Raw genomic sequence first — 14,836 nt, forward strand, 5'->3', positions numbered from 1 at the left:
CCCTTCCTTAGCGTTGGCCTAAATAGCTACGGTTTCAGCCAACTCACGTATTTTGGCGATAATCCGGTCTTCTTGATTTTCTCCCTCATTGGGGATAGATTCTGTTGCGTAGGCAGCCAGTTCAGCATGGTGGTGAATCATGACGGCATGGTGTGCCTCTTTAAACATTGGAATATCATTCGCATCGTTACCAAAGGTGATAAATTGACGGGGCTGCACACCAAGCCTTTGAAGCGCGTTCCATTTATGGATATTTTGAGGACTAATGTCCAGTACCTGTTCATTGCGGTGTTGATGGATGACCACATCCAGCGGCAGGAGCTTAGCAGCCAATCCTTCCATATCGTCAGCAGTTAAAATGAGTATTTTTACAATTGATTTCAGGGAAGCCAAAGGCAGCTTTTGCGCCAACTTGCTGACATCCACATTGTTGAGTATGGGATGATCAGCTGCGCCTGTATATGCATAATCCCACTCACTGTCAATCAGATAGGTAGCTTGATGTTCCTCTAGCAGTGCGAGCAGCGCATTCTTTACTTCCGGAAGAAAGGACTCTACGAAATTTACACTGCCTTTTTGCGAAATCATTGAGCCATTGCCACCAATCAGGGTATAGTTGTGCAACCGTTCAGGAAGTACGGGCAGCATATCGCGGATCGGGCGTGCCGAGGCAAAAATAACTTCATGTCCTGCCTGGGTTAATTGTTCCAAACAGCCTGCGATCTTATCCGACACGCATTGCCCCTTGAAGCAGATCGTCCCATCCAGATCAAATACAAAGTGCATGATGTATGTACCTCCAATAAAAGTGCTTTTCAGATCGTTTCTACAGTCATTATATCCAAGACCTTCCTTATTCGTAAACGAAAAAGCCCGATTCACACTGTCTGCCATGACACATGTGGATCGGGCTGATGAGGATTTTGACTCATTAAGTTAGATACTTTTTTAGTGATAATGCTTAACTTTAAGGTCATCTAGACTTTTGAACTCGTAGCCTTGCTTGCGAGCCTCGTCAATGATCGAGCCAAGTGCCTCGGCATTATCCTTGGATACAGAATGAAGCAAAATGACTGCGCCAGGGTGGAGCTGCTCCATAACTTGGCGATATGCATAGTCCGTTCCTCGCTGAATATTCGTATCCCAGTCCTTGTAGGCCACCGACCAGAATACACTCGTATATCCGGCTTCTCGACAGGATGCCAATGCTTTTTCATTAAAAATGCCGCGCGGCGGTCGGACATATTTCATTTCCTTTTGCCCAGTCAAGTCTGCAGACGCAGTTCGTACCCGATCAAGCTCAGACCGAATCTCAGCCGAAGAAATGGTGCTCATATCAGGATGGCTCCATGAATGGTTTCCGATAATATGGCCTTCACTTGCCATGCGGCGCATCAAAGCTGGCTGGTCTTTTACAAAATGCCCGGTTACAAAGAAGGCGGCTGGAACTTTCTTGGCCTTTAATACATCCAGTACCTTGGAGGTATATCCATTCTCGTAACCGTTATCGAAAGTGAGAAACAATTCTTTTTTAGTTGTATCTCCTAAAAAAATGCCACCTTGTTTTTCGATCAGGTGCATAAAGCCTTCTTGTGCAATGGAAGGCAGCTCGCCTCCCTTACTTTTTTTAAACCCAAAATGGTACGGTTGTCCATCCAAAGCTTGGGCAGCTGATGCCGATTCTCCGATAAATGTGGACATCCCCATCATTGCAATGCATAGCCACAAGGTAAATATTCGTTTCATCTATGCTCCTCCGTTTTCGTCCCGATTCGGGTAAGATGTGTATTCTTCGCATATTTCATACCATCTGCAATATCATGTTCATTTATGCACAGAAAAAAATGCTTTCATCAAACTTAAAACTCAATATTGACAGCAATATAAAATCGAAGTAGTATACTCTATAAAACTTACTAAAATACTCGGATTTAATTCAGGTGTTCATACAAAAGAAAATCAATCAACTCAGAGGGATTTTACATCATTGATGGAGCGGAGGAATTAGGAGCTATGATTGAACTTAGGAATGTATCCAAAACCTATGTAAGAAAAGGCTTAAGCATCCAAGCGTTAAAAAATATAAATATCACAGTGGATAAAGGAGATATCTTTGGTTTTATCGGATTCAGTGGTGCAGGGAAAAGTACGCTCATCCGTTTGGTCAATCGTCTGGAGGAAGTAACGACAGGTGAGGTTCTTATTGAGGGGGAACAGTTAAATGCTTACTCGACCTCTGGCCTTCGTAAAGTAAGAAAGAAGATCGGAATGATTTTTCAGCATTTTAATCTGCTGGAATCGAAAACCGTATTCCAAAATATTGCCATTCCGTTGGTGCTGCTCAAGCGCAACAAGCGGGAAATTGAGAGACGCGTAACAGAGCTGCTGGCATTCACAGGCTTGTCGGACAAGGCAAACAGCTATCCCAGCGAGCTTTCCGGTGGACAAAAGCAGCGTGTCGGGATTGCGCGGGCGCTTGCGAGCAACCCATCCATTTTGCTCTGTGATGAGGCAACTTCGGCACTTGATCCGCAGACCACGCAGTCTATTCTTGATTTGCTTCGCAAAATCAATAAGGAGTACAAGATCACCATATTGATCATTACCCACGAGATGTCGGTAATCCAGCGGATTTGCAATAAGGTGGCCGTCATGGAAAAGGGAGAAATCATTGAGCAGGGCAATGTGCTGGAGGTATTCGGGCAGCCTAAGCACCCAACGACGCAAAGCTTTGTACGCACAGTTATTCACGATCAAGTGCCAGACAGTGTACTGCAAACGTTCGAGCAGCAAGAGTCGCAACGCATCTACAAACTGGAATTTATCGGGCAGGCAGCTTCCGACCCAGTGGTTCATGAATTGATTCGGAAGCACGACATCCATGTGAACATTTTATTTGCCAACATGACGGAGATTCAAGAAACGACGATTGGCTATATGACACTTCAACTGCGCGGTGAGCAGCATGCCGTTCAGCAGGCTGTTGATTTTATCAAGAGCAAAGGAGTTCATATTCAGGAGGTGGAGAGTCTATGATGATTACAGGAACAACGATAACTTGGGATCAACTGTGGGAGGCACTGTATGAATCCGTGCTCATGGTCAGCATATCATTATTTATCGGTGCTCTGATTGGTATCCCTATCGGTATTTTACTCGTCGTCACCCGTCCAGGCGGAATTTTGGAGAACAAATGGCTGTACAATCTTTTGAATCCGATCATTAACATTGTTCGTTCCCTTCCGTTTATTATTTTGCTGATCGCGATCATTCCATTAACCCGTCTGATTGTGCACACATCCATTGGGACTAGTGCAGCGATTGTCCCCTTGATTATATATATAGCACCCTATATCGGCAGGCTGGTTGAAAATTCGCTCTTGGAGGTCAATCCGGGGATACTAGAGGCAGCAGATGCGATGGGAGCGACCCCGTTCCAGGTCATTCGCTACTTTTTGCTGCCCGAGGCATTCAGCTCTCTGATTTTATCGTTAACGACAGCTGCCATTGGACTGATTGGTGCAACTGCTATGGCTGGTGCGGTCGGCGGCGGAGGAATTGGCGACCTGGCGATAGCGTATGGCTATCAACGTTTTGATACGCTGGTTATGCTGATTACCGTTATCATTCTAGTCGTGTTTGTACAAGGTGTTCAGTCTTTGGGCAATCTGCTCTCCCGCAAAGTTCGCAGGGGTTAATGAATGTTTTAATTTACAATTTCTGATCAAGAAACGCCCTAAGTAATGGATAGGGCGTTTCTTGTCGTTTCATATATTGATAATGTCATTTACTGAGCGCCAATGACCGGATGAGGAACATACGATTTTTCCAGCAATGCAATTTCTTCAGGTGTTAATGTAATAGAAAGAGCAGCTGCGGCATCCTCAAGATGAGACGTTTTCGTAGCACCGATAATGGGAGCTGTGACTGGTTCTTTTTGCAGCAACCAAGCAAGTGCGATCTGAACGCGGGGGACTTTACGTTGTTCTGCGATAGCCGCAACCTGCTCCACGATCAATCGGTCAGTATCTGCAGTCGCATCGTATTTAGATTTCGCAACTTGGTCGGTTTCGGAGCGATGGGTTTTTTCCTGCACATCGCGTGTCAGTCTTCCACCTGCGAGTGGGCTGTATGGAATTACACCGATTTTTTCTTCCTTGCAAAGCGGCAGCATCTCTCTTTCCTCTTCACGATATAAGAGGTTCAAATGATTCTGCATCGATATAAATCGGGTCCATCCATTTTTCTCGGCGACATGTAAAGCCTTTAGAAACTGCCATGCGTACATGGCAGAAGCACCAATATATCTGGCCTTCCCAGCCTTCACAACATCATGTAATGCCTCCATCGTCTCTTCAATAGGGGTATTGTAATCCCACCGATGGATTTGGTACAGATCGACATAATCTGTTCCCAGTCGCTTAAGACTCTTATCAATTTCGCTCATAATAGCTTTTCGAGAAAGGCCCGCACCATTGGGTCCTTGATGCATACGAAAATGGACCTTCGTTGCTAGGACAATTTCATCTCGATTTGCATAATCCTTTAAAGCCCGACCGACAATTTCTTCGCTAGTTCCATCTGAATATACATTTGCGGTATCAAAGAAATTGATACCTAGCTCCAGAGCTTTTTTGATAATTGGACGACTGCGCTCTTCATCTAGTATCCATGGATGAATCCATCGCTCTGCCACCCCAAAGCCCATGCACCCCAAACAAAGCCGGGATACATCCAGACCGGTATTACCAAGTTTGACATAGTCCATTTGATCATACCTCGCTTTCCTAGCAATTGTTTTATCCAAAGGTAGTCTATTCTTGCTGCTTACACCGGATATTATTACACTTGGAGTTCACTCTAAGTCAAGCGATTATGCTGTGTGAATTCATTTGTATAGGTCTAATTGTTCAGAATTGGTTCAGTGAGGTTTCATATAATTCTCTTAGCATAGTTCCTTGGTTGCATAAATCGTAGAACTAAACATGACTAAAGACTTTGATGAAATAGGATATATACCAATAAATGATATTTAGGAGCGAAAATGTTGAAACTTGTAAATCGAAATAAATGGATTGCATCTGCCATGGTATTGGGAATTGCTTCAGGTTCTATTGTATCTCTGCCTTGGCTGGGGAGCGCTCAGACTGCTTATGCTGCGACAGCAGATGCACAAAGCGAAACTGGATTTGTAGCACAAGCTCGGACTTTGGGTTTGATGACAGGGGGAAACCAGGGCGATTTTATGGCACAAAAGAATTTGACCCGCGCAGAAGCGGCTAAAATTTTGTGCAGTCTGTTCCAGCTGGAAGTTAACAATCAGTCAAAGACTTCTTTTATGGATGTGTCCTCGGATGCATGGGGTGCTCCCTATATTGAGGCTGTACGTGCAGCCGGGTATATGACAGGCACCGGAGAACTGTTCCGTCCGGGGGATGCCATTACCAAGGAAGAACTGATCGTATCGCTAGTGCGTGCAATGGACTTGCAAGATACAAGTAATGCGGATGCACAGCAAAATGCAGTTCAAGTAGCTCACAATTATGGTCTGTTATCAGCGGATGCTTCTGCAACGGATTTGAAAAATCCATTGAACCGGGAAAGTAGTGCAGAAGTATTCGTCAGCCTGCTGGATCATCCAGTAGGAGAAGTGAAATCAGAGGGTAATACGGTTCGAATCGGAAATATCCCTTATCAACTGGAAGGGTCTTTGCAAGGTTTATTCGGTGAAAATAACAAAGCGGTATTAAAAGGGGCAAAAATCGATCTTAACCGTAATTTGCGTACGCTCACAGGTGTAAATAAGCTGGAAATTAACGCTGACGGCGGCGTATTTGACGGAAAGGGTGTGTCCTTTGAGGGACGCCTGATCGTCAATGGTTCAGTAACCTTGAAGAACATGTCTTCCACAGGCGTATTAGAAATCAAGGGTTCAGGGACTCAGCCTGTATCGGCCATTTTGGAAAATACGACATGGTCCGGTGTGGAACTGGGCTCCAAGGATGCCAAGCTGACCGCAACCGGGACGACAAAGATTGACAACCTGACGCTGAAAAACGATGCTTCGATCGTGACCGAAGGAAATGCTGCGATTAGCCGTGTTTCATTGCAACAGGGACTCGGCAAGCTGTTGGTTAACGGTAGTATTGGTTTGCTGGATGCATCTCAATATGTGGGCGTTCCCTTAATTACGTTGGCTAAGGGAGCGGCAATCAGCCAGCTTAACCTGCCGGAACAAAAACAGCCGCGGGATGTTATCATTAACTATGATGCGGTGAAAGAAGCTATTGGTCTCGTGAATGGTACAAAGAACTCATCCTCTGCTGGATCGGTTATCACGGATACAGACAGCAAAGATAAGAAAAAACACGACAGTGACATTATCAGCGTAGACCGCAGTCAGTTGGAGACAGAAATCAATGCAGCCAAAGAACTGCTGGAGCGTGCAGATGAGGGTGGAGCAGATCAGGCGCTTTACCCAGCCGCAGCGAAGGAAAGCCTGTCTATAGCAATCAATCAAGCTATGCTGATACTGAACAATACGGCAGCCACGCAGGCAGAAGTAGATCAAGCGCTCAGCACATTGAAACAGGATGTTTCTGTGTACACAACCTCAGCCACAGAGCCGGTGATTGGAACACAGGAATTAACTAGACTGATTCAGTTAGCTTCGACTACCCTTGAACAAAACCGAATGGTTGGTGACGAATTTCCGCCTCTTTGGGATAACTCACTAAGTCAAGCTATTCAGTTTGGCAACAATGTGTTGGAGGGGAATGCACCTCAAAATATTGTGGATCGGGAAGCAGAAAGCTTGCGTCGAGTAATAAAGGTATACAAAGCATCAGTAAAACTCAGAGATGCCTATCTGCACTTTATCGATGTAACGGATCGTGTGGATAATTTGAAAACAGATAAAGCGCGTTATAAGTCCTTAGTGAGGGAAGGATCCAAATTATATGTGAATCCATTGGCTACAACTGAGCAGTTGGAAGAATGGACACAAAAAATAGAACTTGCCACAGACTCATTCTTGGCACTGCAAACAGCGGACTTCTCGGTGCTTAAAAATACTTTGCAAGAAGCGCAGGTTATCTACGATCAGAATGGTTCTCAAAATGCTGAACTAGACAACCTGATTCAGGAATATACAGAGAAGATGCACACTGCTATGACCCAGCAGGACGTATTGAACTTGAACATGGAGCTGAGTCAAAGGCTTACGGAGTTCACTGCACCATTGCCTGCTACAACTCGGGAAAAACTGCAGCAGATGGTTCATGATATTCAACTAAAACTGCTGTCTAACCCTGTGGCTCGTAATTACTTGAATACGGAAATGCTGTCTTTAGAGCAACAAACAGGACAAGCCAACTTTGCACTCATTATGCCAATTACTCCTGAGGAGCAATTGGTCATCTCTTATAATCAATTAAGTCAGGCTAAAGGGACCTATCTTGAAAAATATAATGAGAAAAGACTACAATTGAGAGACAAAGTCATTGAAATGCAGACTTCGATCAATGGAATTTTGCTGCAAAATTCAGGCACATTAAGCGCTGAGGCTCAGCAAGCCTTGTCTTCTGCTTCAGAGCATGCCTCTATCTTCTTAGATTTGTCCAGTTTTGAATTACAAGACGTTGTTCCTGTCTACGAGGAGTTGCAACAGGTACAGAGCCGGTATGCTGCACCTATAACGGTGGATACTACGTTGTTGAATTTCAATATCAATTTGGCTAATAATGAAGTTCAGACATTCGGACGTCATTATACCGATCAAGATAACGAAGAACTTCAAGGGCAAATTAATCTGGCAAACCTTGTGCTTAATAATCCGGATAGCACACAGCTACAGGTAGACCAAGCTAACACGGACCTGATTACAGCGTTTGCGAACTACCAATTCAAATGGATCGTAACTGATCTTGATATCAATGAGCTCAAGAACATTGCGAACAATCTACTTACAGTAAATAGTACAGATTATACGACGATCCAATATCAGAGAGTAGTGGATGCATTCAATCGTCTGGACCAATATTTGCCTATGCCGGAACTTAAGAAAAATTACATGGATCTGGAAGACGCGATTCAGGAGTATAAAGATTTTGTAGCCAGCCAGCAACAAAGCAGCGGTGGAGCAACGCCCCCGAGCGATAACAGCGGAACAGGAAGCGGCGACAGCAATGGTGGAGCGACACCGCCGAGCGATAGCAGCGGAACAGGAAGCAGCGACAGCAGTGGTGGAGCAACGCCGCCAAGCGATAGCAGCGGAACAGGAAGCAGCGACAGCAGTGGTGGAGCAACACCGCCGAGCGATAGCAGCGGAACAGGAAGCAGCGATAGCAGTGGTGGAGCAACGCCACCAAGCGATAGCAGCGGAACAGGAAGCAGCGATAGCAGTGGTGGAGCAACGCCACCAAGCGATAACAGCGGAACAGGAAGCGGCGACAGCACTGGTGACGGTGCAGGATCGATTCCTGGCGGCGGTAATGATGACAGTATGATTCCTTAATAGGAAGGGCTAGAAACTACAAGTATGTATAGAAGGGGACGATTCCGCACAGATTTTATCTGCGGTGGGCGTCCTTTTTTGTATGGACAACGCTTCTAATGTAGCTGAATAGAATAACCGATACAAAAGAGATGTTATTGAAAAGAGCGGAGGATTTATGAAAAAACAGGGTGTTTTATTTTTTATTATACTTCTGCTTGCGGTTGCGTTGCCGGTGTATCCATTAGTGTCGGGTGTATTATCCGGAAACAATCATTGGAAAGCTCACAATGGTGTTATTGATTTGCGTAATTGGGATCCCGAAAGAGAAGGTGCTGTACAGTTGGGGGGAGAGTGGGAGTTTTACTCTAATCAGCTTTTACAGCCCTCATCTTTTCAGGAAATACGAGATCAGGATTGGGGAAATCGTCAATATTCGCAGAAATTGGGATTAGGCACTGAGTCTTCTGCCAAAATTGTAGATGTGCCTGGCAAATGGAATCAGTGGATGCCTGGGGGTCAGGCGACTGGATATGGAACTTACCATGTTCGTATACTGTTACCTGCAAAAATGGAAAATCTGTACGGCATCCATATGCAAAATATTCGCAGTTCCAGCCGAGTATGGATTAACGAAGCAGAGGTGGGTGCGAGTGGTAGTCCCTCTGTTTCGCCCGACAAGGGCGAGCAGGGCAACGCACCCTATGTTGGATTTGCTGCAGTAGATGGACATTCGGCCGATATTACCGTGCAAGTGGCTAATTATAGCTATTCCTCCGGGGGGATTATTTATCCGCTGCTGTTTGGTGATTATGCCAGTATTACGCATAGCCGGGAAGTAGCGATGGCGGAGGATACTGTACTGGTCGCAGGTTTTTTTATCCCTGCTGTATTTTTTATCATGTTGTACCTTTTACGTAAAAAAGAGAAAGCTCTGCTTTACTTAGGATGCTGTTGCATTGCGGCTTTATTTTACATTTTGACACATGGGGAAAAACTGCTGGTTTGGGGATTGCCGGACTTCTCTTATGAATGGGTATTGAAAATACAGTTATTCTCTTCAACGCTGTTCTATTATTTTTTAATCCGCTATGTTCATCTTTCGACGCAGATTGTTATGAACCGGATCGTATTGCGTCTCTATAATTTGACCACTGTATTGATGCTGGGTATGGGACTGTTATTGCCTACACTGATACTCTCATCCTTTGAAGCATTTATTCTTCTTTTTGGGATAGTCAGTGTGGGATATGTATTACTGATCTTAATTCGTGCACTTCTTCAACGAACGGATGACGCTGCACTGTTAGTCATTAGTATCATGAGCATTCTCATGATTGTGGTGACTAGTTTTGTGTATATTCTGGGCTGGGGAGACGTGCGTGGGGTGACAGCCTATGAAATGCTTATATTCGTATTGGCTCAAACGCTGCTGCTGGCCAAACGTTTTGTACATTCGTTCATGGAGGTTGAGAATCTGTCACGACGGTTGCTGACACTGGATGGGTTAAAGGATGAATTTCTGGCAAACACGTCACATGAGTTGCGTACTCCTCTACATGGCATTATTAATATCGCTCAGTCCATGCTAGACCGCTATGGGACACAATTCAATGAGCCACAAAAGCACAACTTGGCCTTGATTGTAAATGTAGGGCGTAGACTTTCCTATTTAATTAACGATATTTTAGATTTTTCTAATTTGAAAAATGGAAGATTAGCCTTAAACCGCCGGTCCGTAAATGTACAGGCTGCTGTGAATTCTGTACTGGAGGTATTGGGTCATAACGTAGGTAAGAAAAAGCTCCAATTCGTCAAAGAATGGCCCAATTCGTTGCCCAAGGTGGATGCAGATGGGGATCGGCTGAACCAGATCCTATACAACTTATTGGGGAATGCGATGAAATTTACAGAGGAAGGCGAAATCGTAATCTCTGCCAAGGTGAGAAACCGTGAAATGGAAATCAGTGTAAAGGATACCGGACCAGGTATTGCCCCAGACTATCTTTCGCACATATTTGAACCTTTTAACCGAGGAGTGAATGCGGAGGACAAAGGATATAGTGGGACTGGACTTGGGTTAGGCATCACCCGTCGTCTGGTGGAGCTGCATGGTGGTCATATCCGAGTAGAATCCAGATTGGGTAAGGGTTCGACCTTTTATTTTACTCTGCCCTTAGCGGAAACTGGGACGCCGGCACATGAAGCTCAAAAAGAGGTTTTGTCTGAGGTCATATTGCAGCCTGGTGTGACCTCAAGTCAGGATGTGTATTCGCTTGAAGAGCATGATGTGGAGCAAGTAGGGAATGTTCCCTACAGAGTGCTGGCTGTAGATGATGATGAGGTGAACCTTCGGGTATTGGAGGAGCTGTTATACACCACAGGCTGTAGCGTGGTGGCTGTGGATCGGGCCGAGGAGGCGCTTCAGCTGCTGAATGGTCGCGCCCGATTTGATCTAGTTATCACGGACTGGATGATGCCAGAAATATCCGGTATTGAGTTGTGCCGACGAATTCGCGAACGGTATTCTCTCTCCGAGCTACCCGTATTGCTGCTGACGGCACGCGACCTGCCCGGCGATATCCATGCAGGCTTTATGGCCGGAGCAAATGATTTTCTGCGTAAGCCTGTTGATGCGGAGGAATTAAAGGCACGTGTACGCACCTTGTTGAACATGCGTCATTCGGCAGAGGAAGCGGTGCGTTCGGAAATGGCTTTTTTACAGGCACAAATCAAGCCGCACTTTCTGTACAATGCATTAAATGTTATTGTTTCGACCGTAGCAGTAGACCCGGACAAAGCAGCGGAGCTGCTCATGGAGCTGAGTCAGTACTTGCGGGGAAGCTTTGATTTTCAAAACAGGGAGAATACCGTGCCGCTATCCAAGGAGCTGGAATTGGTAGAATCGTATGTGGCATTGGAAAAAGCCCGATTTGAAGAACGGTTGCAGGTGACTGTAGAGGTAGGGAGAAACATCCGGTCGCTGATCCCGCCGTTAAGCATTCAGCCCATTGTGGAGAATGCGATACGGCATGGTGTGATGCAGCGGGCCACAGGTGGAACGGTGCGCGTTGTTATACAAGAGGATGGTGCCGATTTTGTGGTCAGTGTGACCGATGATGGGGTAGGGATGCCACCAGAGCGACTGCAACAGCTACTGTCGGAGGAGCATGTATCCTCCAGTGTGGGACTGCGTAATATCCATCGCCGTCTGATCCATATGTATGGAGAAGGATTGCGGATTGAGAGCAATCTTATGCAAGGGACGACGGTAAGCTTCCGTGTGCCGGAGACGGCCTTATCTCACATCGCTGATGAATAAAAAAATACAGCATATCTGCCGGAAAAGCTAATGTCACGCCCGTATGGATACGATATATAAAATATAAGAAATTAAAAATCGGATGATAAAACAGATAGCTTGGTCATAGAGCTTTTGTGATGGATGGTTGCAGCAGGAAGGGAGCGCGGACACAGATGAAGGCGATATTGATTGATGATGAGAGGTCGGCATTAACCTACCTGGAACGGTTGCTGGAGGCGGACGGACGATTAACGGTTATGGGCAAATATACGTCTGCACAAGCCGGGTTGGATCATCTGGCGGCTGAGCGTGTGGATATTGTTTTTATAGATATCGGAATGCCTGAGATGAACGGACTGGAGGCCGCCGAGTGGATTCAACAGCTGGACTCGCATATTCATATCGTCTTTGTGACTGCGTATTCGGAATATGCTATTGAAGCATTCGAACTGCAAGCACTGGATTACTTGTTAAAACCTGTTCATGCCCGAAGGCTAAATAAAACGTTAGATCGGATTGTAGCCACGCTGGCGGATTCCCGTCCTTCCAGTTCGGTCGTTGCAGCAGAGCAATTACCCAAAGTGCGTTGTTTTCAAAAGCTTGAAATTTTGGAGGCTGGACAAGGAGTCGTAGGAGCGAAGCCATTCAAATGGCGTACATTAAAGTCGCAGGAGCTATTCTCCTTTTTACTGCATCATGAAGGGGAATGGGTTAGCAAGGAGCAATTGCTGGATGCGCTGTGGCCCGAATATCATTTGGACAAGGCGGTTGTTCATCTACACACGTCCATATACCAGATCCGCAAAGCGTTGAAAGAGCGGATGCAGGATACGAAGTTGGAATACAATCTGGATCGCTACCGTTTGAACCGTAATGGCTGGGTTACAGATGTAGAGCTATTCGAGCGTGGCATTTCCGAGTGGGCGGCATCTGGCAACGGCGGTACACCGCGTATCGAGAACCTGTTGGCTCTATACCGTGGTAATTATCTGGAGGAGCACGATTACCCATGGGCGTATGCAAAAAGAGAAAAACTACGCAATATGTATCTGGCATGTGCCTCAGAACTGGCTAAGGAAGAGCTTCGTTCAGGTCGTGCCCGGCAGTCTGTCCAGCGCTTGCTCAGCCTACAGCAGAGGGAGCCCTACTCAGATGATATCTGCGGTCTGCTGCTGACAGCCTATGCCCAACTGGGCGAATATACAGCTGCTCAAAAGCATTATGAAAGCTTCGTCAGCTTACTGGAAGACGAGTTGGGTATTGAGCCACAGCAGGTGACACACCAGTTGTACGTGCAATTGAAAACACAGACGCGACCTGCGTAGACTGCTGTACTGGCTCAGGTCATATGAATAGGTCAACCAGAGATTACTGGTTGGCCTATTCTATTGGAGATTTTACGAGGGAGGCAGCCGGGAGAATGTGATAGCGCTGCTTTTTAGTTTTTACAACCGCTTGCTGAAGCTTTGATGCACTTTTCTCCTAGCAGAGGATAAATACCCCAATTCTTCACGGTATTTGGCTACCGTTCTGCGTGACAGTTCTAGTCCTTCCTTTGCCATCAGCTCTGTGATTGCCTGATCTGAAAATGGTTTTTGCTTCTCTTCACCGTCGATGATCTGCTTTATACGCATTTTTGCGCTCTCTGATGAAGTAGCGTCTCCGTCTTTCGATCCTAGGGCGGAGGTGAAGAAATATTTGAGTTCAAACAATCCACGGGGCGTCTGCATGTATTTATTACTGACCGCCCGGCTGATCGTGGATTCATGCAGGCCCGTTATTCCAGCAATCTCCTTTTGGGTCATCGATTTCAGATGATAAACGCCATGCTCAAAAAATTCCCGCTGCTTATCAACAATAGCCTGGGCCACACGCATCAGGGTCAGGCGGCGCTGCTCAAGGCTATGAATAAGCCATAATGCTGTATTCATCTTCTCACGAAGAAATCGTTTCTCTTCCTCCATCGCCGGCTTTCGAAGCATACTTTGGTAAAAAGGATTAATCCCGACGCGTGGGACTGTGATATCATTAACTGTTACAATGTAGTCGTTTTTGAATTTCTCCACTGAGATATCTGCTATATGATGCTGGCGTTCATATGGAGCAAATGCCGCTCCCGGATAAGGATTCAGCTTGCGTATCTGATCGGTCATTTGTTGTACCATGTGAATGTCGATACCCAAAGCATCCGCAATTTTTTGTATGCGGTTACACGAAAGATTGACCATGTGATGTCGCACGATTTGTTCCAGGTGAACATCATCATTCCCGGCATATCGCAGCTGCAAAAGAAGACATTCCTCTAGACTGCGGGCAGCGATTCCTGCCGGTTCAAAGCCTTGGATCAGGGCAAGTATATTTTCAACCTCATCGGTGGGGACGTCGAGTATTTCGGCAGCTGTATTTACATCCAGCTCAAGGTAGCCTTTTTCATTTAAATTCCCAATCAGAAACATGCCAATCATCTGTTGTAGTTTGGATAGCCCGCGGACCATCCCAAGCTGCGCTTTGAGATGTCTATATAAATTATCTGCGGGATTAGAGACAAAGTCCAGAAGGTCTACCGGATTATCATTTGTTCGTGGCGAATATTCTTCTCCTGTATTGATTCTTTCGATGGACATATCGATCTCTGCCAAGTCAATGATCGGATTTTCATTTGCTTGCTCATGAAGATATGACATTAGATCGACCGAAGAATATTGAAGGATCGTGATGGCCTGTCGTAATTCTGGAGTCATAGCCAGCCTGAATGTTTGCTCTTGCTGTAATCCGTAGTGCATCATTTTATCTCAGCTCCTTACTGGGCAACAAAATATAACTTTTTATGCAGCTTATTCGTGAAGCTTATGCAATTATACTGCTAACCTCTGATCTTGGAAAAGAAGTGAATGGAACGGGTTAAGTTTAAGTTTTGGATAGATTCAATAAAAAGGGTATCAGATTAATGAGTAACTTGTCAGTTTATTTTCTTGTAGAGGATTATTTCTTTTTTTATATACTAATTAAATAAGAACTAGTCAGCATGGGGGAATACC

General features: G+C 45.5%; 9 protein-coding genes. 5 read left to right on the forward strand and 4 right to left on the reverse strand.

Features of this window, described 5'->3' with window-relative positions; translation table 11 throughout:
* Positions 1 to 18: 18 nt before the first annotated feature.
* Together ACQQ6X_RS02195 and pdaA are read right to left on the reverse strand one after the other, a co-directional pair.
* Positions 19 to 786 (reverse strand): HAD-IIB family hydrolase, encoded by a 768-nt coding sequence (locus tag ACQQ6X_RS02195; protein WP_305167878.1) that lies wholly within the window; start codon positions 784 to 786, stop codon positions 19 to 21.
* A gap of 162 nt (positions 787 to 948) precedes the next feature.
* Positions 949 to 1,746, reverse strand: a complete 798-nt coding sequence (gene pdaA, locus ACQQ6X_RS02200) for a delta-lactam-biosynthetic de-N-acetylase (protein WP_305167879.1) — start codon at positions 1,744 to 1,746, stop codon at positions 949 to 951.
* A 267-nt stretch (positions 1,747 to 2,013) separates the two neighbouring features.
* Here pdaA and ACQQ6X_RS02205 point away from each other — a divergent pair, with 267 nt between their 5' ends.
* Positions 2,014 to 3,036, forward strand: a complete 1,023-nt coding sequence (locus ACQQ6X_RS02205) for a methionine ABC transporter ATP-binding protein (protein WP_063212336.1) — start codon at positions 2,014 to 2,016, stop codon at positions 3,034 to 3,036.
* The gene (locus ACQQ6X_RS02210) at positions 3,033 to 3,698 is read left to right on the forward strand and encodes a methionine ABC transporter permease (protein WP_063212335.1); all 666 of its coding nucleotides are present in this window, start codon (positions 3,033 to 3,035) and stop codon (positions 3,696 to 3,698) included. Before ACQQ6X_RS02205 ends, ACQQ6X_RS02210 begins: the two co-directional genes overlap by 4 nt.
* 89 nt (positions 3,699 to 3,787) lie before the next feature.
* Here the strand turns inward: ACQQ6X_RS02210 and ACQQ6X_RS02215 are convergent, their stop codons facing one another.
* Positions 3,788 to 4,768 carry an aldo/keto reductase gene (locus ACQQ6X_RS02215; RefSeq protein ID WP_305167880.1) on the reverse strand — a complete coding sequence of 327 codons (981 nt, stop codon included), beginning with the start codon at positions 4,766 to 4,768 and terminating at the stop codon, positions 3,788 to 3,790.
* Positions 4,769 to 5,044: 276 nt separating this feature from the next.
* Here ACQQ6X_RS02215 and ACQQ6X_RS02220 point away from each other — a divergent pair, with 276 nt between their 5' ends.
* The 3 genes from ACQQ6X_RS02220 to ACQQ6X_RS02230 all read left to right on the forward strand — a co-directional run bounded on the left by ACQQ6X_RS02220 (position 5,045) and on the right by ACQQ6X_RS02230 (position 13,123).
* On the forward strand, positions 5,045 to 8,515 hold the full coding sequence (locus ACQQ6X_RS02220; RefSeq protein ID WP_430493528.1) for an S-layer homology domain-containing protein: 3,471 nt from the start codon (positions 5,045 to 5,047) through the stop codon (positions 8,513 to 8,515).
* Between the two features lie 157 nt (positions 8,516 to 8,672).
* Positions 8,673 to 11,816, forward strand: a complete 3,144-nt coding sequence (locus ACQQ6X_RS02225) for an ATP-binding protein (RefSeq protein WP_305167882.1) — start codon at positions 8,673 to 8,675, stop codon at positions 11,814 to 11,816.
* A 155-nt stretch (positions 11,817 to 11,971) separates the two neighbouring features.
* Positions 11,972 to 13,123 carry a response regulator gene (locus ACQQ6X_RS02230; RefSeq protein WP_305167883.1) on the forward strand — a complete coding sequence of 384 codons (1,152 nt, stop codon included), beginning with the start codon at positions 11,972 to 11,974 and terminating at the stop codon, positions 13,121 to 13,123.
* Between the two features lie 120 nt (positions 13,124 to 13,243).
* Here the strand turns inward: ACQQ6X_RS02230 and rpoN are convergent, their stop codons facing one another.
* Positions 13,244 to 14,581, reverse strand: a complete 1,338-nt coding sequence (gene rpoN, locus ACQQ6X_RS02235) for an RNA polymerase factor sigma-54 (protein WP_305167897.1) — start codon at positions 14,579 to 14,581, stop codon at positions 13,244 to 13,246.
* Positions 14,582 to 14,836 lie beyond the last annotated feature (255 nt).

This window comes from Paenibacillus ottowii, from assembly GCF_050516475.1.
Lineage (GTDB): Bacteria > Bacillota > Bacilli > Paenibacillales > Paenibacillaceae > Paenibacillus > Paenibacillus ottowii.

Excerpts from the sequence above, each read along its gene's own strand:
- ACQQ6X_RS02205 (WP_063212336.1), top strand. The coding sequence starts at position 2,014 with ATGATTGAACTTAGGAATGTATCCAAAACCTATGTAAGAAAAGGCTTA.
- ACQQ6X_RS02220 (WP_430493528.1), top strand. The coding sequence starts at position 5,045 with ATGTTGAAACTTGTAAATCGAAATAAATGGATTGCATCTGCCATGGTA.
- ACQQ6X_RS02230 (WP_305167883.1), top strand. The coding sequence starts at position 11,972 with ATGAAGGCGATATTGATTGATGATGAGAGGTCGGCATTAACCTACCTG.
- ACQQ6X_RS02215 (WP_305167880.1), bottom strand. The coding sequence starts at position 4,768 with ATGGACTATGTCAAACTTGGTAATACCGGTCTGGATGTATCCCGGCTT.
- pdaA (WP_305167879.1), bottom strand. The coding sequence starts at position 1,746 with ATGAAACGAATATTTACCTTGTGGCTATGCATTGCAATGATGGGGATG.
- rpoN (WP_305167897.1), bottom strand. The coding sequence starts at position 14,581 with ATGCACTACGGATTACAGCAAGAGCAAACATTCAGGCTGGCTATGACT.
- ACQQ6X_RS02195 (WP_305167878.1), bottom strand. The coding sequence starts at position 786 with ATGCACTTTGTATTTGATCTGGATGGGACGATCTGCTTCAAGGGGCAA.
- ACQQ6X_RS02210 (WP_063212335.1), top strand. The coding sequence starts at position 3,033 with ATGATGATTACAGGAACAACGATAACTTGGGATCAACTGTGGGAGGCA.
- ACQQ6X_RS02225 (WP_305167882.1), top strand. The coding sequence starts at position 8,673 with ATGAAAAAACAGGGTGTTTTATTTTTTATTATACTTCTGCTTGCGGTT.